We start from the raw sequence: 19,884 nt of genomic DNA, 5'->3' as shown, positions 1-19,884 counted from the left end.
GAATCCACAGGCTTTTCCGATGAGCGCCGCGCACCCTGACTATCTTGAACGCATCCTCAACGCGCAGGTGTACGACGCCGCCATTGAAACGCCACTCGATTTTGCCGCCAGCCTGTCGGCGCGCACGGGCAACCGCATCTATTTCAAGCGCGAAGATCTGCAGCCGGTGTTCAGCTTCAAGCTGCGCGGCGCCTACAACAAGCTGTCCAAGCTGCCGCCCGAAGCGCTGGCACGCGGCCTGGTGTGCGCCTCGGCCGGCAACCATGCGCAAGGCCTGGCGCTGTCGGCGCAGAAGATGGGCGTGCGCGCGGTGATCGTGATGCCGACCACCACGCCGCTGATCAAGGTCGACGCGGTGCGCCGCCGCGGCGGCGAGGTGGTGCTGGCCGGCGAGAGCTTCTCCGAGGCCTACACCCATGCCAAGGAGCTCGAAGCGGCCGAGGGTCTGACCTTCGTGCATCCCTTCGATGACCCGGAGGTGATCGCCGGGCAGGGCACCATCGGCATGGAGATCCTGCGCCAGCATCCCAAGCCGATCGAGGCCATCTTCTGCTGTGTCGGCGGCGGCGGGCTGATCGCCGGCATTGCGGCCTATGTGAAGCGGGTGCGCCCGGAGATCAAGATCATTGGCGTCGAAGCGGTGGACGCAGACGCCATGACGCAATCGCTGGCCGCCGGCCGGCGGGTCGAGCTCGACCAGGTCGGCCTGTTCGCCGACGGCGCGGCGGTCAAGCTGGTGGGCGAGGAGACCTTCCGCCTGTGCCAGCTGTATGTGGACGAGATGATCCGGGTCGACAACGACGCCATCTGCGCCGCCATCAAGGATGTGTTCGAGGACACCCGCTCGATCCTCGAGCCGGCCGGCGCACTGGCGGTGGCCGGCGCCAAGGCCTATGCTGAGCGCGAGGGCCTGCGCGACGCTTCGCTGGTGGCGATTGCCTCGGGCGCCAACATGAACTTCGACCGCCTGCGCTTCGTCGCCGAGCGCGCCGAGGTCGGCGAGCAGCGCGAGGCCGTGCTGGCGGTCAGCATCCCCGAGCAGCCCGGCTCCTTCAAGCGCTTCTGCGGCCTGCTGGGCAATCGCAACATCACCGAGTTCAACTACCGCTACGCCGACAGCCGCGAGGCGCACATCTTCGTCGGCGTGTCGGTGCATAACCGCGAGGAGTCGCGCGCGCTGGTCACCAGCCTGGTGGCCGACGGCCTGCCCTGCATGGACCTGACCGACGACGAGATGGCCAAGAGCCATGTGCGCTACATGGTCGGCGGCCACGCGCCACAGGCCGAAGACGAAGTCATCTACCGCTTCATCTTTCCCGAGCGCCCGGGCGCGCTGATGAATTTCCTCACCAACCTGCGCTCGGACTGGAACATCTCGCTGTTCCATTACCGCAACCACGGCTCGGATTCCGGCCGCGTGCTGGTCGGCATGCAGGTGCCGCCCGCCGACAAGGCCGCCTTCCAGGCCTTCCTCGACCGGCTCGGTTACGAATACGTGGACGAAACCGCCAACCCGGCCTATCGCCTGTTCCTCGGTTGAACGGCGCAACCGACCGACACCCGCCCGGCAGATGCCGGGCTTTTTTTCGTCGGGCGCCGGGGGCGTGTTGCAGCCATTGGGGCGTTCCGCCGCTCAACGGAGCGTCAGCGGTTGGCAAAAAATTATTGTTTTACAGAAATTAATTGCTGATATACAGTATCGCGAACGCACGTCTCTGGAGGTCTGTCATGCCGCCCGTCCGCGCTTCCGCCGCTGCCGACGCCACCCGCCGCATCCAGCGCACCAGCCGTGTGCTGGCGGCGGTCTGCCTGGTGCTGATCTGGGGCCTGCCGGCAACCGTGCTGCTGTACTGGTGGCTGGCCGAACCGGTCGAACTGGCGCGGCAGGTCAACCTGTCGGCCGACGCCGTGATGGCGCCGCTCATGCCCTGGCAGCGTGCACTCGGCGGCATGCTCACCTTGTTGCCGGTGGCGCTCCTGGTATCGGGGCTGGTGCAGGCGCGCCGGTGCTTTCGGTTGTTTGCCGCGGGGCGGGTGTTCGTGGCCGAGTCGACCGGTTATCTGCGCCGCTTCGCCGGCCGGGTCGCGGCCTCGGTGGCGGTCGGCATGCTGAGCAGCACGGTGCTGTCGGTGGTGCTTACCGTCAACAATCCGCCCGGCATGCGTCAACTGGCGATCGGCGTGGGCTCCAACGAGGTGTTCATGCTGCTATTCGCCGGCATGGTGTGGCTGATGGCGGCGGTCATCGGCCAGGGGCGGTCGCTGGCCGAAGAGAACGAGTCCTTCGTCTGAGGCGGGCGCAAGCACACATGCCGATCGTGGTTCAACTCGACATCATGCTGGCCCGTCGCAAGGTCAAATCCAAGGATCTGGCCGAGCATGTGGGCATCACCGAGGCCAACCTGTCGCTGCTCAAGCAGGGCAAGGTGCGCGGCGTGCGCTTCGAGACGCTGGCGAAGATCTGCCAGTACCTGGACTGCCAGCCGGGCGACCTGCTGGCCTATCACACCGACGAGGACTCCCTGTCATGAAATGCCTGTTTGCGCTTTGCGCCCTGCTGCTGGCCGGCTGCGACACGCTCGATCTGCGCCACGCCGGTGCCGGCCTGGCCGTAGCGGCCTGCGATGGCTCGTCCGCCTGCGTTCGCCCGTGTCCGCAGGACCCGGCGCCGCCGCTGCCCGGCAATGCGCGCTGCCCGCCGGGTTCGGCGATGCGACCAGCCGGGCGCTGAGGCGATTGACGGTCGCGGCATTGGCGGCGCAAACCATTACACTGGCGCTCTTGCAGGGGGCGGCACCGCCCGGCCCCCGATGGTGATGCGGTTCGCCGCCCGTGTAAAAGGTCTTTCGATGCACCCCTTCCGTGATACCGATGCTCCGCTCCTCCTGGCCACCCTGATGGCGTCCAAGCGCCGCGCGGCCGATCTTGTCGGCATCGTCGCCGCGCTCGATCTGATCCTCGAAGGCGCAATCCCGCCGCCGCTCAAGCTGATCGATGCGGTTGCTCGCCTCTCCGCGCACGGCCTGATCGTCGAGCGTGACGGTGGCTATGTGCTGAGCGCCGAGGGCGAGAAGCTGGTGGTCGGCCTGCCCAAGAAGGCGAGCGCGGACGAGAAGGTGGACAGCATTCGCGAAGACCTCGCCGGCTATCCGCAGGCGGACGACCATCCGGCCGTGGTGCTGACCTCGGAGGTGGTCTATGCGGCGATCCAGGCGCACAAGGCCTCGAAAACCGGCACCGGCCGCAACCTCCTGATGCCCAAGACCAAGGCTGCCGAAGCGGCCGCCAAGCGCGCGGCGGGGTGGCGCCATGCGGCCGCCGCACGTCGGCGCAAGGCGCAGCGCAACGGCTGAGCGTTGCCGTTTGGCACGACGCACAAGATTTTTCCGGCGCGGCGCGCGCGAGGCGGGATAATCCGGCCATGACCGATATCGCCCCGACCGCCGACACCACCGCCCCCTTCACCGACCTGCCCCTGTCGCCCGCCTTGCAGGCCACGCTGGCCCAGCTCGGCTACCTGCGCATGACGCCGATCCAGGCCGCCAGCCTGCCGCTGGCGCTGGCCGGCCATGACCTCATCGCCCAGGCCAAGACCGGCAGCGGCAAGACCGCCGCCTTCGCGCTGCCCCTGCTCACCCGGCTCAACCCGCGCCGCTTCGCGGTGCAGGCAATGGTGCTGTGCCCCACGCGAGAGCTGGCCGACCAGGTGGCGCAGGAGATCCGCCGCCTGGCCCGCGCCGAGGACAACATCAAGGTGCTGACCCTGTGCGGCGGCACCACCATGCGTCCGCAGCGCGACAGCCTGGCGCATGGCGCCCACATCGTGGTCGGCACGCCGGGGCGCATCATGGACCACCTCGAGCGCGGCAGCCTCGCGCTCGACGCGCTGAACACCTTGGTGCTCGACGAAGCCGACCGCATGCTCGACATGGGCTTTCATGACGACATCGTGTACGTCGCCAGCCATTGCCCGGCCAAGCGCCAGACCTTGCTGTTCTCTGCCACCTATCCGCCCGGCATCGCCGAGCTGGCGGGGCGTTTCCTGCGCGACCCGCAGACGGTGACGCTGACCGAACAACACGCCGGCAGCAAGATCCGCCAGCGCTTCTACGACATCAAGCACGAGGAGCGCCTGCAGGCAGTCGGCGTGCTGCTCAAGCACTACCGCCCGGTCAGCACACTGGCCTTCTGCAACACCAAGCAGCAATGCCGCGACCTGGTCGCGCTGCTGCAGGCGCAGGGCTTTCACGCCCTCACGCTCAACGGCGACATGGAGCAGCGCGAGCGCGACCAGGTGCTGATCCAGTTCGCCAACCGCAGCTGCTCGGTGCTGGTGGCCACCGACGTGGCGGCGCGCGGGCTCGACATCCCGCAGCTCGAAGCGGTGATCAATGTCGACATGACGCCCGACCCCGAGGTGCACATCCACCGCATCGGCCGCACCGGTCGCGGCGACGAGGACGGCTGGGCGCTGAGCCTGTGCAGCCCGGCCGACCGGCGCCGGGTGGGCGCGTTGGCGCAGGCGATGGACAGCGAGCCCGAATGGCATACCCTCGGGTCGCTGCAAAGCGGCAACGACGCGCCCCTGGTGCCGCCGATGGTGACGCTGCAGCTCCTCGGCGGGCGCAAGGACAAGATCCGCCCCGGCGACGTGCTCGGCGCACTCACCGGCGAAGCCGGCTTCACCCGCGAGCAGGTCGGCAAGATCACCGTCACCGACCAGAGCACCTATGTGGCCGTGCTGCGCGAGATCGCCGACGAGGCGGTGCGCCGGCTTTCGCGCGGCAAGGTCAAGGGCAAGTCGGTGAAGGTGCGCGCACTGGCCGATTGAGCGCTCGTGGCACGTCTGGCATCCCGGGCGTGGGCGCTGCGCGCAACGCGCGCCGCGGCGGCAAAAAAGCGCCTTGCCCGCGCGCGAGCCGCCATCTAGGCTGGGATCGGATCCCCGAGCGGCGACCGATGGAGGCCACCATGCGCAGAATCGTTTGTTCCGTGATGCTGGCCCTGGCGGCCGGCTCGGCGCCGGTCATCGGCGCGCCAGCGGCGCTCTCCGCCGCCGACCAGGCCGCGGCCTTCAAGGCCGCCGGCTTCACCCAGCGCGGCGGCCAGTGGCGCAGCGGCTGCGACGACCCCGGCACACCGACCTACACCCCCGGGCGCATCGACCAGGTGCTCGACCTCAACGGCGACGGCCGGCCCGAAGCGGTCATCACCGAGGGCGGCACCTACTGCTACGGCATGGCCGGCACCGGCTACTGGGTCATCAGCCAGCAGGCCGACGGGCGCTGGCGGCAGATGGCCGCGGCCATCGGCATGCCGATCTTCCTCGACACCCGCGGCGTGGGCGGCTGGCCCGACATCCAGATCGGCGGGCCGGGCTTCTGCTTTCCGGTCGAGCGCTTCAACGGCAAGGCCTATGTGCTGCACCGCCACGAGTACGAGGGCAAGCGCTGCAAGATGCGGCGATAGCGGGCGTCATATTCGGAACTTATCCGGGCGGTTATCATCGTAGCTGTCCCCCGGGCCGGAGAATTCCCCTATGAGTTCCGACAGTTTTGCGCGCGATGTCGGTCGCGACCCCCACCTGCATGACGAGTTGCTCGACAGCTTCGACGAAGAGCTCGAGATGGAGCTCGACGACTATCGCATGGAGGCCTTGCTCGAGCACGACACGGCCGGCGCCGACAGCGCCGAGCGGGACATGGACCGCCGGCTGTACTTCCAGGAACTGCTGCGCCTGCAGGGCGAACTGGTCAAGCTGCAGGACTGGGTGGTGCACCACAAGCTCAAGCTGGTGGTCTTGTTCGAGGGGCGCGATGCCGCCGGCAAGGGCGGTGCCATCAAGCGCATCACCCAGCGCCTCAACCCGCGCGTGTGCCGGGTGGCCGCGCTGCCGGCGCCGAGCGAGCGCGAGATGTCGCAGTGGTACTTCCAGCGCTATGTCACCCACCTGCCGGCCGGCGGCGAGATCGTGCTGTTCGACCGCAGCTGGTACAACCGCGCCGGCGTCGAGCGTGTCATGGGTTTCTGTTCGGACGAGGAGTACGAAGAATTCTTCCGCTCGGTGCCCGAGTTCGAAAAGATGCTGACGCGCTCCGGCATCATCCTCGTCAAATACTGGTTCTCGGTCACCGACGACGAGCAGAACCGCCGCTTCCAGATGCGCATCCACGATCCGCTCAAGCAGTGGAAGCTCAGCCCCATGGACATGGAATCGCGCCGGCGCTGGGAGCAATACACCATCGCCAAGGAGATCATGCTTGAGCGCACCCACATCCCCGAGGCGCCATGGTGGGTGATCCAGCCCGGCGGCAAGAAGCGCGCGCGGCTCAACTGCATCCACCACCTGCTCAGCCAGGTGCCTTACGGTGAGGTTGAGCGCGCACAGGTCGAACTGCCGGCGCGGGTGTACAACACCAACTACATCCGCCACCCGGTGCCGGACGAAATGTTCGTGCCGGCGGTGTATTGAGGGCGGCCTCAGGCCGGCGGCGGATCGCTGGCCGCTGACCACAGCGGCGTGCCGCCCGCGGCCAGATACGCCAGATAGGCCCGCGTATCGAACTCCCACTGGTGGTAGGCCGGCGCCATGTGTTGGCACAGCTGGTAGAAGGCCTTGTCGTGGTCGCGCACCTTCAGGTGCGCCAGCTCGTGCACCACGATCATCTGCAGAAACTCGGGCGGCATGTCGCGAAACACCGTCGCCACGCGGATCTCCCGCTTCGCCTTGAGCTTGCCGCCTTGCACCCGGGAGATGGCGGTGTGCGTGCCCAGCGCCTGGGCAATGACTTTCAGCTTGCTGTCGTAGGCCACCTTGCTCAGCGGCGGGGCGTTGCGCAGACAGGTGTTCTTGAGCTCGAGCACATGGTCGTACAGCGCCTTGTCGGTGCGAACCTCATGGGCGCGGGGGTATTTGCGGCGCAAGGCCGGGCCGAGCTGCGCCGAGGCGATCAGGTCGGTGACCTGCGCGACCAGCGCGGCGGGATAGCCGGCGAGGTAATCGGGCGGGGGCTTCGGTCGCATGGCAAGGCGGCGGGCAGGCTGAGGCCGTGATTCTAGCGGCTGTGGACATTTCTCCGACGGATCGCGTTGGATAAATGTCCACTGCTCCTAGTGGCCCGGGACGGCGCAGGCGAGGCATGGCGTGGCCGTTGCGCGGCGCCGGCCAGCCGTTGATCGGTATCAATGCAGCGAACCCGAATACCGTAGTAAATTACTCAACTTTTAGGCCGTGGGGCCGGTGAGGAGTCAGCATGTTCGGGTTCAAGGCAAAACAGGCACTGGCCGAGGCGCAGGCCGAAAACAGCGCATTGAAGACACGGACGGCGGCCCTCGAAGGCGCTCTGGCCGACGCCGAGGCGCGCCTGGCCGAGACGCAGGCGCAGCAGCAGGCGATGGCCGCTCGCCAGGCGCTGCTCGACGGGGTGACCGGCAACATCCCGCGCTTCGGCCAGTCGCTGGCCGGCATCCGCCAGTCCTTCGCCGGGCTCTCCGCGCAGCTGGGCGAGGACTCGGCCATGGCGCTGACCGCGGCCGCCGAGTCCGACGCCAACCGCGCCGCCTTCGAGCAGATCGCCGCCAACCTGCACGCCATGTTCGAGCGCATCAGCGTGGCCGGCGCGAGCGTCGAGGACCTGTCGCGCCGCGCCGGCGAGATCGGCGGCATCGTCCAGCTGATCAAGGAAATCGCCGAGCAGACCAACCTGCTGGCGCTCAACGCGGCCATCGAGGCGGCGCGCGCCGGCGAGGCCGGGCGAGGCTTTGCGGTGGTGGCCGACGAAGTGCGCAAGCTGGCCGAACGCACCGCCAAGGCCACCACCGAGATCGGCACACTGGTGACCGGCATCCAGCAGGAGACCGGCAATGCCCGCAAGATCATGGAGGTGGGCGCCGGCAACGCCGCCAGCCACAGCGCCGAGAGCGAGGCGGCCATGCGCAGCATGCAGCACCTGCTGGGGCTGTCGCAGATGATGCAGAGCACCATCGCCAGTTCCTCGCGCATCGCCAGCGCCGAGTTGGCCAACGTCGAGGAGCTGACGCTCAAGCTCGAGGTGTACAAGGTGCTGCTCGGCCTCTCGGACCTCAAGCCGGGCGACGTGCCGGACGAGACGCAATGCCGCCTGGGCCAGTGGTACTACGAGGGTGACGGGCGCGAGACCTTCTCGAACATGCCCGGCTACCGCGAGATGGAAGCGCCGCACAAGGCGGTGCATGACTACGCCCGCCGCGCGGTGGAGCGCTACCTGGCCGGTGACGCGCCGGGCGCGCTGGATGCACTGACGCGCATGGAGGAAGCCAACCTGACGGTGATGGCCGGCATGGAGCGGATCCTCGCCCAAGGGCCGGGCCGGGCGGCGTGATGGGCTGCCATGGCGAAACGGCGGCGCTGGCCCCGGTCGAGGTCGACAGCGTGGCCGCCGAAATGCACATCGACGCGGCCGAGATCGCTGCGCGCAAGGCCTTTCTCGAACTCACCGAGGCCGATGCCGACTGCCTGCGCGCCATCCGCGACCGCCTCGCCGGCGCCCAGCACGGCTTTGCCGACGGCTTCTACGCCTACCTGCGCCAGCTGCCCGAGCTGGCCGCGCTGCTGCCCGACGCGGCCACCGTGGCCCGCCTCAAGCAGGCCCACGGCCGCTACTTCGACAGCCTGATCGAGGGCGACTACGGCGAAGCCTATGTGGCCGGGCGGCTGCGTGTCGGCATGACCCACGCGCGCATCGGGCTGACGCCGAAGTGGTATGTCGGCGCCTTTCGCAAATACCTCTCCGACATGCTGCGCGCTACCTGGCGGGCCACCGGCGGCGAGGCCGAAGCCTTCCTGCCGGCTTTCGACGCGCTGCTCAAGGTCGTCATGCTCGACCTCGGGCTCACGCTCGACACCTACATCCATGCCGACAAGCGCGCCATCGCGCTGCGCGACCGGGCCATCGAGTCGAGCGTCAACGGCGTCTTCATCGCCGCCGCCGCGCCGCCCGACTACCGGCTCATCTACGCCAATGCCGCCGTGGCGAGCACGCTCGGCATCGCCCCCGGCGCACTGCTCGGCCGCCCCTGCCTGTGCACCGGCGCCGACGACGGCTTGGCGGTGATCCGCGCCGCCATCGCCGAGGGGCGCAACGGCTACACCACCCTGTCGCGCCAGCGCGCCGACGGCTCGCAGCAGTGGATCGAGCTGTTCCTCGCCCCGGTGCGCAGCGATGCCGGCAGCGTCTCGCACTATGTCGGCGTGCTCAACGACGTCACCGCGCGCAAGGATGCCGAGGCCCAGCTGGCCTTCCTGGCCCACTACGACACGCTCACCGGCCTGCCCAACCGCAGCCTGTTTGACGACCGCCTGGCCCAGGCGCTAGCCCGGGCCGAACGCGGCGACGGCTTCGCGCTGTGCTTTGTCGACCTGGACCGCTTCAAGCTGATCAACGACAGCCTCGGCCATGGCGCCGGCGACGCGGTGCTGGTCGAGGTGGCGCGTCGCATGGCGGCGGTGTGCCGCAACGCCGACACCCTGGCGCGGCTGGCCGGCGACGAGTTCGTGATCCTCGTCGAAGGGGCTGGCTGTGCCGAGCGCGCCGCCGGCATCGCGCGCCGCGTGCTGGCCGAACTGGCACCGCCGGTCGCCGCCCAGGGGCGCGACATCGACGTGGCGGCCAGCCTCGGCATCGCCCTGTGCCCCGACGACGGCGCCGATGCCGACACCCTGCTGCGTAATGCCGATGCCGCCATGTATGCGGCCAAGGCGGCCGGGCGCAACACCTGGCGCTTCTACGACGAGGCCATGAACCGCCGCGCCAGCCAGCGCCTGGCGCTGGAGACCGACCTGCGCCGCGCGGTGGCGCGCGGGCAACTGATGCTGGTCTATCAACCCCAGGTGCATGCGGCCGACGGCCGCCTGGCCGGCGTCGAGGCGCTGCTGCGCTGGCAGCATCCCGAGCGCGGCACGGTCTCGCCGCTGGACTTCATCCCCATCGCCGAGGAGGTCGGCATCATTGCCGAACTGGGCGAGTGGGCGCTGGCCGAGGCGGCGCGGCAGATGGTCGACTGGCGCCGGCGCGGCATTGCCGTGCCGCGGGTGGCGGTCAACCTGTCGGCGCGCCAGTTCCATGACGCCGGCTTGGCCGGGCGGATCGAGGCCATCCTCGCCGAGGCCGGCGCGCCGGCCGAATGGATCGAACTGGAAATCACCGAAAGCGCCGCCATGCAGCATCCCGCCGATGCCGCCGAGGCGCTGCAGCACCTGCGCCGCCAGGGCCTGCAGATCGCCATGGACGACTTCGGCACCGGCCACTCTTCGCTGGCCACCCTGTGCAAGCTGCCACTTAACGTGCTCAAGCTCGACCGCAGCTTCGTCCACCGCCTGCCCGAGGCCGAGACCGAGGCCGCGGTGGCCGAGGCGGTGGTGACGCTGGCGCGCCGGCTCGGCCTGTCGGTGGTCGCCGAGGGGGTGGAAACCGAGGCTCAGCGCCGCTTCCTGGCCGACATCGGCTGCGACGTGCTGCAGGGGTTCCTGTTCGCGCGGCCGCTGACTGCAGCGGCGCTCGAAGCGTGGCTGGCCACGCCCATCCGGTAGAAATCGACATGGCCAAGAAATTTCCGCTCCATCCCAAGCATCCCGAGCGCATCTGCTGGGGCTGCGACAAGTATTGCGCCGCCGATGCCCTGATGTGCGGCAACGGCTCGGGGCGCACCCAGCACCCGGCCGAGATGCTCGGCGAGGACTGGTATCAGTACGGCGACTGGGGGCTGGAGGTCGACGATCCGCCCAAGGATCCGTCGGCGGGCTGAAGGGCGCCAGCGCGCCGTGCTATGACGCGCTCTCGCCCGGGACGTCGCAGACGCGGTTACGTCCTTCGTGCTTGGCGGTATAGAGCGCGGCGTCGGCGTGTTGCACCAGGGCGGCGGCACCGTCCGGGCCGTCCGGGACCCGGGAGGCCACGCCCAGGCTGATGGTGATGACGCCGGCGGTGGGCGAGCGGTCGTGGGGGATGGCCAGCGCCATGACCGCCTCGCGCAGTTCGGCGGCCTTGGCGTGGCCGGCGGCCAGGTCGCACTCGGGCATCAGGCAGGCGAACTCCTCGCCGCCGTAGCGCGCCACCAGATCGTGGGCGCGCCCCAGGCGGGCCTTCAGGCAGGCGGCCACCCGCTGCAGGCAGGCGTCGCCGGCCGGATGCCCGTAGCGGTCGTTGTAGTGCTTGAAGTGATCGATGTCGATCATCAACAGCGTGAGCGGCAGCTGGTTGCGCCGGCAACGCTGCCATTCGACCTGCAGCGCCTCGTCGAAGCGGCGGCGGTTGGCCACGCCGGTCAGGCCGTCGATGAACACCAGCGAGCGCAGCAGGTCGCTCTGTGCCTTGAGCGTCAGGTGGGTCTTGACGCGGGCACGGACCACCGCCGGGTTGACCGGTTTGGAGATGAAGTCGACCGCGCCGGCGTTCAGGCCGCGCGTTTCGTCGGCCGGCTCCGACTGGGCGGTGATGAAGATGACCGGAATGTCCGCGGTGGCCGGATCGGCCTTGAGGCGCCGGCAGGTTTCCAGCCCGTCCATGTGCGGCATCTCGATATCGAGCAGGATCAGGTCGGGGGCGACGTCCTGGCAGATCGCCAGCGCCTGCTGGCCGGAGGTGGTCGCGAACACCTCGTGGTCGGTGCGGAACATCTGGTAGAGCGCCCGGATGTTGATCGGCTGGTCGTCCACCACCAGCAGGCGCGGGCGCTCGGGCAGCGCGAGCAGCGGCGATGCGGGGGTCGCGCGCGGCGCGTTCATGGCTGGGCCGCTCGCAGTTCGGCGACGATGGCGCGGGCGGCGGAAAAATCCAGCCGCGCCATGGCGGCCTCGAGGCGGCCGAAGGCCTCCTCCGGTCCGATGGCGCCATGGCGCGGGAGGGCGGCGAACTGGTCGACGGCGCGCATGTTGTGGGTGGCGAGCAGGTGGTCGAGCGTCTCCAGCGGGGCGTCCGGCGACGGCGCGGCGCCGGGCGCCTCGGCGGGCGGGGCGGGCACGATGGTGAGTTGCGCGAAGCTGGCGATCGCCTCGTCCAGACAGGCCTGGGCGCGATCGAGGCCGACGGCCTCGGCGGCGTCGCCGCGGCGGATGGCGGCTTCCGCGGTGCCCGCGGCCTGCGACAGCGCCTGGGCACCGAGGGTGCCGGCCAGCCCCTTGAGCGCGTGCAGGGCCTGCGCGGCGCCGGGCCGGTCGCCAGCGGCCAGACAGGCGCGTGCGCGCACCACGGCGTCGCCCTGATCGCTCGCGAACTGGCGTGCAAGGCGCTGGAACAAGGCCTCGTCCTGGCCGAGCCGCTGCCGGGCGGTGGCCAGATCGAAGGCGGTGCCGGCAGGCGCGGGGGGCGTGGTGTCGGGGTGGGCGGGGCGGCCGGTGTGTGTCTGGAGCACGCCGATCAGTGTCTCCATGTCGATGGGCTTGGCGACATGGGCGTTCATGCCGGCGGCCAGGCAGGCGTCGCGGTCGGCGGGCAGGGCGTTGGCCGTCATGGCGATGATCGGCGCCGTCAGGCCCAGCTGGCCGCGCAGGATCCGGGTGGTCTCGTGGCCGTCCATCCCGGGCATCTGGATGTCCATCAGCACCGCGTCGAAGGGCCGTTGCGCCGCCTGCACGCAGGCGATCGCCTGCCGGCCGTCCTCGGCCATTTGCACCTCGGCGCCGGCGCTCGACAGCAAGGCTTCGGCCACCTGGCGGCTGAGGGGGTTGTCTTCGACAACCAGCAGGCGCAGCCCGGCCAGCCGGGTGTCCGTGGCGGACGGTGCGGGCCCGGTGCCGCGACGCCCGCCGGCGGCCTGGGCGACGGCGTCGAACAGCATGGCGGGGGTGACCGGCTTGACCAGGAAGGCGTCGAGCGGGTGGTGGTCGGGGGCCAGGCGCTCGGCGATCACCTCGTGACCGTAGGCCGACACCATCAGGATTGCCGGTGCCGATCGGCCGGTATGCAGCGCGCGGATGTGCCGGATGGTGGTCCATCCGTCCATGTCGGGCATCACCAGGTCGATGCAGATCACGTCGAAATCGTCATCGGCGGCGACCGCGGCGCGTACGCACTCGACCGCCTCGACGCCGCCGGCGGCGGTGTCGGCGCGCCAGCCGAACGCGATGGCCATGCGTTGCAGCACGTCACGGGCGACGGCATTGTCGTCGACGATCAGCAGATGGAGCCCGACCGGCGGGGCGAGGGGCGATGCATCGTCGGCGCCGCGGGGGAGGTCCAGCGTGAAGTGGAAGCAGCTGCCTTTGCCGGGGGTGCTGTCGACCGCCAGCCGGCCGCCCATCAGGCCCACCAGCCGCTGGCTGATCGCCAGACCCAGTCCGGTGCCGCCGAAGCGCCGGGTGGTGGAGGCTTCGGCCTGGGTGAAGCCTTCGAAGATCGCCGCCAGCCGGTCGGCCGGGATGCCGATGCCGGTGTCGCGCACGGAGAATTCGATCCGCGTCGCCGTGGGGGTGTCGCCCAGCTTGCGCAGGCGCACCAGCACTTCGCCGCGCAGGGTGAACTTGATGCTGTTGCCGGCGAGGTTGAGCAGCACCTGTTGCAGGCGCAGGGCATCGCCGCGCAGGGTGGCGGGAATGTCCGGATCGATGTCGAACAGCACTTCGACATCCGGCTTGGCCGGTGCGGCGGACAGCATCACCGACAGGTTGCGCAGCAGCGCCTCGAGCCGGAACGGGGCGTCGTCGAGCACCAGCTTGCCGGACTCCACCTTGGAGAAATCGAGGATGTCATTGAGGATGGCGAGCAGGGACTGGGCGGCGGTGTGTGCCTTGTGGGCGTAGTCCTGCTGCTGCCGGCTCAGCCGGGACTGCTGCAGCAGTGCCAGGAAGCCGAGCACCGCGTTCATCGGGGTGCGGATCTCGTGGCTCATGTTGGCCACGAAGCTGCTCTTGGCCTCGCTGGCGGCTTCGGCTGCGGCCCGGGCGCGCTCCAGCGCCTCTTCGGCCAGCTTGCGGGCGGTGATGTCGGTGGAAATGCCGCACAGGCCCCAGACCGTGTCACGGTGCTCGTCGGTGTAGATCGGGGTCTTGATCTCCCAGTAGATGCGTCGCCTGCCCTGCCCGTCGACGGTGTCGATCTCTTCGGTGGTGCGTTCGCCGGCGAACACGCGGTCGTCGATCGCATGCAGGCGCTCGACCGTCTCGGGCGGGAAGAAGCGCGTGTCCGGGCTGCCCGGCAGGGCCTGGGCCGAGACGCCGAACAGTTCGAGCGTGGGCCGGTTGGCATAGACGTAGCGGTGGTCCCGGTCCTTCATGTAGATGTAGGCGGTGACATGATCGAGTGCCTCGCGGAAGCGGCCGGCCTCGGTCAGCGCCGCGCGCAAGGCCAGTTCGGTTTGCTTGAGTTCGGTGATGTCCGAGATCAGGACGAAAAAGCCGCGCACCTCGCCGCCGACCCTGTCGGGAATGTAGTGAGCCCAGGTGTAGCCGGTGCTGCCGTCGGCCTTGGTCAGCGTCCGCTCGTAGCGTTGCGCCTCGCCGCGCAGGGCGGCCTGGATGTGGGGCGCGTTGCGGGCGAACAGCGCCGGGCCCAGCAGCTCCTTGAGATGGATGCCGCGCATCTGCGCCGGCGTCTTGCCGAACCATTCGAGATAGGCGATGTTGGCGAAGCCGCAGCGCAGGTCGGCGTCCCAGTAGCCGACCATGCCGGGCAGGATGTCGATCAGCGACAGCAGGAAGCGTTCGTTGTCGGCCAGGGCCCGGGCCGCGTCGGTGGCCTGTTGCGAACTCAGCCGCCGGCGCCGCTGGGCCGCGCCCAGGCCGAGCGTGGTGGTGGCGGCCAGGAGCAGGAGCAGCCCGGCCTTGACGGCCGTGTTCTGACGCCAGCTGGCGAAGATGGCGGCCCGGCGGCGTCCGATATCCACCACCAGGCCGTGGTCGGCGGCGACGGCGCTCGGCCGGACGGTGCGCAGCACCGCGATGCGCGCGTCGTCGCCCGGCGGACTGTTCAGCAGGCTGACCGGCAGGCGGCTGGCCGCGTGCCGGGCGAAGAAGCTGCCGGCGGTGTCCAGGTTCGTGCCGTAGCGCGACGGTTGCGGCGGTGCGCTCATGATCAGCGTGCCGTCGTCATGGGCCAGGGAGACCGCCACATCCGGTGCGTATCGGGCCGATGTGAGGGCGGCTGCGACCTCGTCCGGCTCCATCGTCGCGGCAACCAGGCCGTCGAACTGGCCGTCTGGCCCGGTGATCACCCGCGCCACGGTCAGCGTCCACACGCCGAACCCGGTCTCGACCGGAGAATTGAGCATCAGCAGATCGCCGCGGGGATGCGCGCGAGCCGCCTGGAAGAACCCCTGCCCGCTGACATTCTGGCCGAGCCATTGCCCGTTGCCCGACGCGAAAACCCGGCCGTCGGCATCCACGATCAGCAAGGACTGAACGCTGCGCATGGCCCCGACGAAGTCCTCCAGCCGCCGCTTGGCCTGCTGCGGTCCGTCGGCATCGGCGCGCCAGCGGGGGATGTCGGCCAGCAGCTTGAGCAGCGTCCGGTTCATCACATCGAGTTGGCGGGCGATGCCGTCGTGGACGATGCGGGCGTGACTGGTCAGTTGCTGGCGCTCACGCTCCGCGATATCGGCATGATCGCGGTAGGCCAGGTAGGCGATGCCTGCGCCCGTCGCCACCAGGGTGGCGATCAGGAAAAGCCATTCGGCCCAGGGCCGAAAGGGGGCGTAGGTCTTTGTGCTCACGATCTAATATTACTGTTTGCTGTATTACTAATGGGGTAATAAATTTCACCCTCGTGGCAATTTTTCGAGGTGTGTGATGGCGTGTCGCGGAAGGGGGGCTCATCCTTTCGGCGTACCGATCGGCGACTCGGCAGCGGTTTTTTCCAGCCCGGCGGGCCCGACGGGCTATCATGGGGGTCGATTCCCGCCGGCGTCCGCCATGCTCCCCGCCCTGTCCGACCTCCTCGCCGCCGCGCTGAGTACCCGCGCGCCGCTCATCGAACGCCTGGCCGCGGAGGACACGGATGCCTACCGGGTGTTCCACGGCAGTGTGGAAGGCGCCCCCGGCCTGACGGTCGATCGCTATGGCGACGCCTTGCTGGTACAGACCTTCCACCAGCGCCTGTCGGAGGCGCAGCTGGCCGAGCTGACCGCCTTCTACGCCGAGGCGATGCCCGGCCTGACCGTCATCTGGAATGACCGCAGCGCCGCCAACTCCCGCGTGGCCAACGCCTTGGAGGGCGTGTCGGCTGACGCGGCGGCGCTGCCGCGCACCTTCTCCGAGCAGGGCGTGAGCTACGCCTTCCAGGGCCGGCACGAGGGCCAGGACCCGTGGCTGTTCCTCGACCTGCGCGCCGCGCGCCGGCGGGTGATGGCCGAGGCCGAGGGCAAGTCGGTGCTCAACCTGTTTGCCTACACCTGCGGCGTCGGCGTGGCTGCCGCCAAGGCCGGGGCGAAACACGTGGTGAACATCGATTTTTCGGAGTCGAGCCTGCGGGTGGGCAAGGACAACGCCCGCCTCAACGATCTGCCGATCCGCGTGCGTTTCGTCAAGAGCGATGTCTTCCCCGCGCTACGCCAGCTGGCCGGCCAGGGGCAGGCGACGATGGTGCGCGGCAAGCGCATGCCGCCCTTCCCGCCCTTCGAAACGCGGCAGTTCGACATCGTCTTCCTCGACCCGCCGCGCTATGCCAAGAGCCCGTTCGGCGTGGTCGATCTGGTCAAGGACTATCCGGCGGTGTTCAACCTCGCGCTGCGCACCACGGCCGAGGGCGGCACGCTGATCTGCTGCAACAACGTGGCCCAGGTGGCGCGCGACGCGTGGCTCGACCAGCTCCAGCGCAGCGCCAAGAAGATCGGCCGGCCGGTGCGCGAATTCGAGTGGATCGAACCGGAAGCCGATTTCCCCAGCCCCGACGACAACCCGCCGCTGAAGGTCGTGTTGCTGCGCGTGTAACCTGCCCGGCGCTTGCGCCGCGGGAACGATCCGCTATGGTGAAACCGTCAGCATCAGGTGCCGTGTGTGTGGCGCCGGGGAGGCGGTGCCATGCGCGAGTGGCGAAAACAGACAAGGGCGATGCAATGGGTCGGTGCGCTGCTGGCGGCCGCCGGCACCGTGTCGGCCGCGGGGCCACCGGCGCCGGAGCTGGCGGTGCTCGACCAGTTCGTCGGCACCTGGGCGGTCACGGTCAAGGTGCGTGCGCCTCAGGCCTTGGTGGTCACCTACACCGAGAACTACCGCTGGGACTTGGACGGCCACTTCCTGCATGGCGACAGCGGCGTCAAATCCGACGGCACGCGCGACATCGTCATCGCCACCTATGACGCGCCCGGCCAGGGCTATCCGTTCTGGATCTTTTCCTCCACCGGGGCGTGGTATTACCTGGCCCCCGGCAGCTGGGATGCCCGGCGCCGCACCCTGAGCTGGGAGAATCCGCCCTCGCTGCCGATCTCCTACCGCAGCCACTGCACCTTCCCGGACCGCAACACCCGCCACTGCCAGACCGTCGTCAAGGACTGGAAGGGCTCGGTGCTGCTCGACCAGGACGCCACCGCCGTGCGCCGCCGCTGAGGTGATCCAGGCCCTTACCCCGCAACTGCTGGCGGTGGCCTTGCTGCTGATCATCGCGCTGGCCTCGGCGCTGTCGCTGCTGATCGCCCTCGGCGTGCGCTGGCGCTATCGGCGGCGCGTGCTGCAAGCCATGGCCGAGAGCGTCGGCGGCTTTCCGGCCGGGGCCGACGAAACCGCTGCCCCGGTTCGGCCCGAGGCCACCGCGCCGGACGATGCGACCGCGTGTTGCCAGCATGTGCTGCACCGGCCATGGCAGGCGCTGGGGCGCGATGCCCTGGCCGGGCTGGCCGCCGTGGCGGTGATGACGACCGCGCTGTGGCTGGCCTTTCCCATGCTGCGTGCGCCGGCGCAGGTGGCGCTGTTCGCCTGGGGCTACGCCTGGCCGCTGGTGCTGGCCGCGGCGATCCACTGCCCGGCCGGCTGGCGCGGCGGCGCGGCGCTGCTGGCGGCGTATTTTCTGCCGCTGCTGATCTACACCGGGGTGGCGCTGCTCGCCCCGCCGAACCCTGAAGACGTCGCCGCCCTGCGCGTGGCGATCACGCCGGTTGCCGTGCTCTATGCCTGGTCGGTGGCCAATGCCGTACCGACTCTCGTGCTGCTCATCTTCCTGAGCCGCCGACTGCGTGCCGTCGGCCCGCTGCTGCTGGCGCTGATGACCGTCGCCACCGCCGGCTGCGTCATGGTCTGGCTGTGGCTCTTTTCCGAGCGCGGCAGCGCGCTGGCGGTGGCGCTCGCCGTGGCCAGCGGGCTGTCGGTGGCGGTGATCGTGCCGGCGCTGCTGCTGTTGGCGCTGCTGGCCTTCATGGCGCTCGGCGCCTGGCTGCTCGGCCGGGTGCGCCGCGCCTACCTGGCCAAGACCCTCAACGACCGCAGCCTGGCGCGCGATGCGCTGTGGCTCTACTTCGCCGGCATCTACGCCATGTACTACGCGCCCGCCGGCCTGGCCTGGGCGCCGGTGCCGCTGCTGGCCTTCGGCGCCTACAAGCTGGCCGGCCGCTGCCTCACCCGCCGCTGCCCGGCGCCGCCGGCGGGGCGCGGGCTGACCTATCTGCGGGTGTTTTCGCTCGGCCGGCACAGCGACCGCTTGTTCGATGCGCTGGCGCGGCACTGGCGCCATGTCGGCAGCCTGCAGCTGATCACCGGCCCCGACCTGGCGCTCAGCACCTTGCAGCCGCACCAACTGCTGGATTTCCTGAGCGGCCGGCTGGCCCGCCATTTCGTTGCCGACACCGCGTCGCTGGGCGAGCGGCTGGCCGCGCGCGACCGCCTGCCCGACCGCGACGGCCTCTACCGCATCAACAATTTCTTCTGCCATGCCGACAGCTGGCAGCGCGTGCTGGCCGCCCTGGTGCGCGATGGCGACCGGGTGCTGATGGACCTGCGCAGCTTCAGCGCCGCCCATGCCGGCTGCGTGCACGAGCTCACCTACCTGGCGCACCATGTGCCGTTGTCGCGCTGCGTGTTGCTGGTCGACGAGCGCACCGATGAGCGCTTCTTGCAGCGCACGCTGGCCGACGCCTGGCACACGCTGCCGGCCGACTCGCCGAACCGCGCCGGCAGCCCAGCGGCGGTGGCGCTGCATCGATATGACGGTGGTCCGGCAGCGTTGCCGGCGCTGTTGCGCCAGTTGTGCCGGGCGGCGTGAGCTGGAACGGGCCTATCGCTGCTGGTCGTCAGGCACATCGGCCTTCACCTGAAAATTTTTCCTTGCCAATGTCATTTATGACTGTAGAATCGCTACCCGTCACGGCTGCAAGGACCGCCCCATGTTCACCTCCGACACCCGCCTGTTCGCGCTCACCTGGCGCGACGCGCCGTTCGATCTGCCGGTCGAAGCGTGGTGGGGGACTGAGGCGCTCTCGGCGGGCTTCGAGCTGGTGGTCGACCTGCTCTCGACCGACGCCTTCATCGAACTCAAAGCCCTGCTCGGCCAGACGGTCACGCTGCACAGCACGCTCTCCGACGGCAGCCGCGCGGGCCGCTCGGCCCTGGTGCGCGCCGCGCTCAAGCTCGGCGCCGACGGCGGCTTCTGCCGTTACCGCCTGACTCTGGTGCCCTGGACCTGGCTGCTCTCGCGCGGCCGGCACAACCGCGTCTTCCAGGACAAGAGCGTGATCGAGATTGTCGAGACTGTGTTTTCCAGCTACCGCGAACAGGCCGCGTGGCAGTGGAGCGCGGAAGTGACCGGGTTTCTCTCGGACGCGCGCATCCGCAGCTATTGTGTGCAGTACCGGGAATCGGATTTCGCCTTCGTCTCGCGCCTGCTGGCCGAAGAGGGCATCGGCTGGTGCATCGAAGAGGACGAAGCGGCCCCCGCCGGGCACCGCATGCGCCTGTTCGCCGACAGCCTGCGCTGGCCCGAAGACAGGCTC

18 protein-coding genes and 1 pseudogene are annotated in these 19,884 nt (G+C 69.5%); 16 read left to right on the top strand and 3 right to left on the bottom strand.

The window, feature by feature from the left end; all coding sequences use genetic code 11:
- Positions 1 to 19: 19 nt before the first annotated feature.
- From ilvA to ppk2, 8 genes are all read left to right on the top strand, one after another.
- Complete coding sequence (ilvA, locus tag I8J34_RS20610; protein WP_214363524.1) at positions 20 to 1,540, top strand: threonine ammonia-lyase, biosynthetic; 1,521 nt, start codon at positions 20 to 22, stop codon at positions 1,538 to 1,540.
- 188 nt (positions 1,541 to 1,728) lie between these two features.
- Positions 1,729 to 2,292, top strand: a complete 564-nt coding sequence (locus I8J34_RS20605; protein ID WP_214363523.1) for a DUF2975 domain-containing protein — start codon at positions 1,729 to 1,731, stop codon at positions 2,290 to 2,292.
- Between the two features lie 17 nt (positions 2,293 to 2,309).
- Complete coding sequence (locus I8J34_RS20600; RefSeq protein WP_214363522.1) at positions 2,310 to 2,531, top strand: helix-turn-helix domain-containing protein; 222 nt, start codon at positions 2,310 to 2,312, stop codon at positions 2,529 to 2,531.
- The gene (locus tag I8J34_RS20595) at positions 2,528 to 2,731 is read left to right on the top strand and encodes a hypothetical protein (protein ID WP_214363521.1); all 204 of its coding nucleotides are present in this window, start codon (positions 2,528 to 2,530) and stop codon (positions 2,729 to 2,731) included. Before I8J34_RS20600 ends, I8J34_RS20595 begins: the two co-directional genes overlap by 4 nt.
- 118 nt (positions 2,732 to 2,849) lie before the next feature.
- Positions 2,850 to 3,353, top strand: coding sequence for a hypothetical protein (locus tag I8J34_RS20590; protein WP_214363520.1), 504 nt, complete (start codon positions 2,850 to 2,852; stop codon positions 3,351 to 3,353).
- Positions 3,354 to 3,421: 68 nt separating this feature from the next.
- Positions 3,422 to 4,831, top strand: a complete 1,410-nt coding sequence (dbpA, locus tag I8J34_RS20585) for an ATP-dependent RNA helicase DbpA (RefSeq protein ID WP_214363519.1) — start codon at positions 3,422 to 3,424, stop codon at positions 4,829 to 4,831.
- A gap of 140 nt (positions 4,832 to 4,971) precedes the next feature.
- Positions 4,972 to 5,469, top strand: a complete 498-nt coding sequence (locus tag I8J34_RS20580) for a hypothetical protein (RefSeq protein WP_214363518.1) — start codon at positions 4,972 to 4,974, stop codon at positions 5,467 to 5,469.
- Between the two features lie 70 nt (positions 5,470 to 5,539).
- The gene (ppk2, locus tag I8J34_RS20575; RefSeq protein WP_214363517.1) at positions 5,540 to 6,472 is read left to right on the top strand and encodes a polyphosphate kinase 2; all 933 of its coding nucleotides are present in this window, start codon (positions 5,540 to 5,542) and stop codon (positions 6,470 to 6,472) included.
- Between the two features lie 8 nt (positions 6,473 to 6,480).
- Here ppk2 and I8J34_RS20570 read toward each other — a convergent pair whose 3' ends face one another.
- A complete protein-coding gene (locus I8J34_RS20570) occupies positions 6,481 to 7,023 on the bottom strand; it encodes a YgjP-like metallopeptidase domain-containing protein (RefSeq protein ID WP_214363516.1) in 543 nt (180 codons plus the stop codon).
- 653 nt (positions 7,024 to 7,676) lie between these two features.
- On the opposite strand from I8J34_RS20570, the pseudogene I8J34_RS25215 reads away from it, so the two are divergent.
- The 4 genes and pseudogenes from I8J34_RS25215 to I8J34_RS20555 all read left to right on the top strand — a co-directional run.
- Positions 7,677 to 7,934, top strand: a pseudogene (locus I8J34_RS25215) (methyl-accepting chemotaxis protein); the annotation flags it as partial.
- Complete coding sequence (locus tag I8J34_RS25210; RefSeq protein WP_370661895.1) at positions 7,932 to 8,360, top strand: CZB domain-containing protein; 429 nt, start codon at positions 7,932 to 7,934, stop codon at positions 8,358 to 8,360. The pseudogene I8J34_RS25215 and the gene I8J34_RS25210, both read left to right, overlap by 3 nt.
- Entirely contained in the window at positions 8,360 to 10,567 is a 2,208-nt protein-coding gene (locus tag I8J34_RS20560) for a putative bifunctional diguanylate cyclase/phosphodiesterase (protein ID WP_230411938.1), read from the top strand. Before I8J34_RS25210 ends, I8J34_RS20560 begins: the two co-directional genes overlap by 1 nt.
- A gap of 8 nt (positions 10,568 to 10,575) precedes the next feature.
- Positions 10,576 to 10,782 carry a DUF3079 domain-containing protein gene (locus I8J34_RS20555; protein WP_214363514.1) on the top strand — a complete coding sequence of 69 codons (207 nt, stop codon included), beginning with the start codon at positions 10,576 to 10,578 and terminating at the stop codon, positions 10,780 to 10,782.
- A 19-nt stretch (positions 10,783 to 10,801) separates the two neighbouring features.
- On the opposite strand, the gene I8J34_RS20550 is transcribed toward I8J34_RS20555, so the two are convergent.
- The gene (locus I8J34_RS20550; RefSeq protein ID WP_214363513.1) at positions 10,802 to 11,761 is read right to left on the bottom strand and encodes a diguanylate cyclase; all 960 of its coding nucleotides are present in this window, start codon (positions 11,759 to 11,761) and stop codon (positions 10,802 to 10,804) included.
- A complete protein-coding gene (locus tag I8J34_RS20545) occupies positions 11,758 to 15,681 on the bottom strand; it encodes a response regulator (protein WP_214363512.1) in 3,924 nt (1,307 codons plus the stop codon). The genes I8J34_RS20550 and I8J34_RS20545 overlap by 4 nt, the downstream gene beginning before the upstream one ends.
- Positions 15,682 to 15,880: 199 nt before the next feature.
- On the opposite strand from I8J34_RS20545, the gene I8J34_RS20540 reads away from it, so the two are divergent.
- The 4 genes from I8J34_RS20540 to I8J34_RS20525 all read left to right on the top strand — a co-directional run.
- Positions 15,881 to 16,897, top strand: a complete 1,017-nt coding sequence (locus tag I8J34_RS20540; RefSeq protein ID WP_214363511.1) for a class I SAM-dependent rRNA methyltransferase — start codon at positions 15,881 to 15,883, stop codon at positions 16,895 to 16,897.
- 90 nt (positions 16,898 to 16,987) lie between these two features.
- A complete protein-coding gene (locus I8J34_RS20535; RefSeq protein WP_214363510.1) occupies positions 16,988 to 17,512 on the top strand; it encodes a DUF1579 family protein in 525 nt (174 codons plus the stop codon).
- Between the two features lies 1 nt (position 17,513).
- On the top strand, positions 17,514 to 19,157 hold the full coding sequence (locus I8J34_RS20530) for a hypothetical protein (protein WP_214363509.1): 1,644 nt from the start codon (positions 17,514 to 17,516) through the stop codon (positions 19,155 to 19,157).
- 121 nt (positions 19,158 to 19,278) lie between these two features.
- On the top strand, positions 19,279 to 19,884 hold a 606-nt coding region (locus I8J34_RS20525; protein ID WP_214363508.1), incomplete at its 3' end, for a type VI secretion system Vgr family protein.

This window comes from Denitromonas iodatirespirans, from assembly GCF_018524365.1.
Lineage (GTDB): Bacteria > Pseudomonadota > Gammaproteobacteria > Burkholderiales > Rhodocyclaceae > Nitrogeniibacter > Nitrogeniibacter iodatirespirans.
The sequence above is the reverse complement of the archived record's forward strand: the minus strand, read 5'-3'. Positions and strand labels throughout refer to the sequence as shown.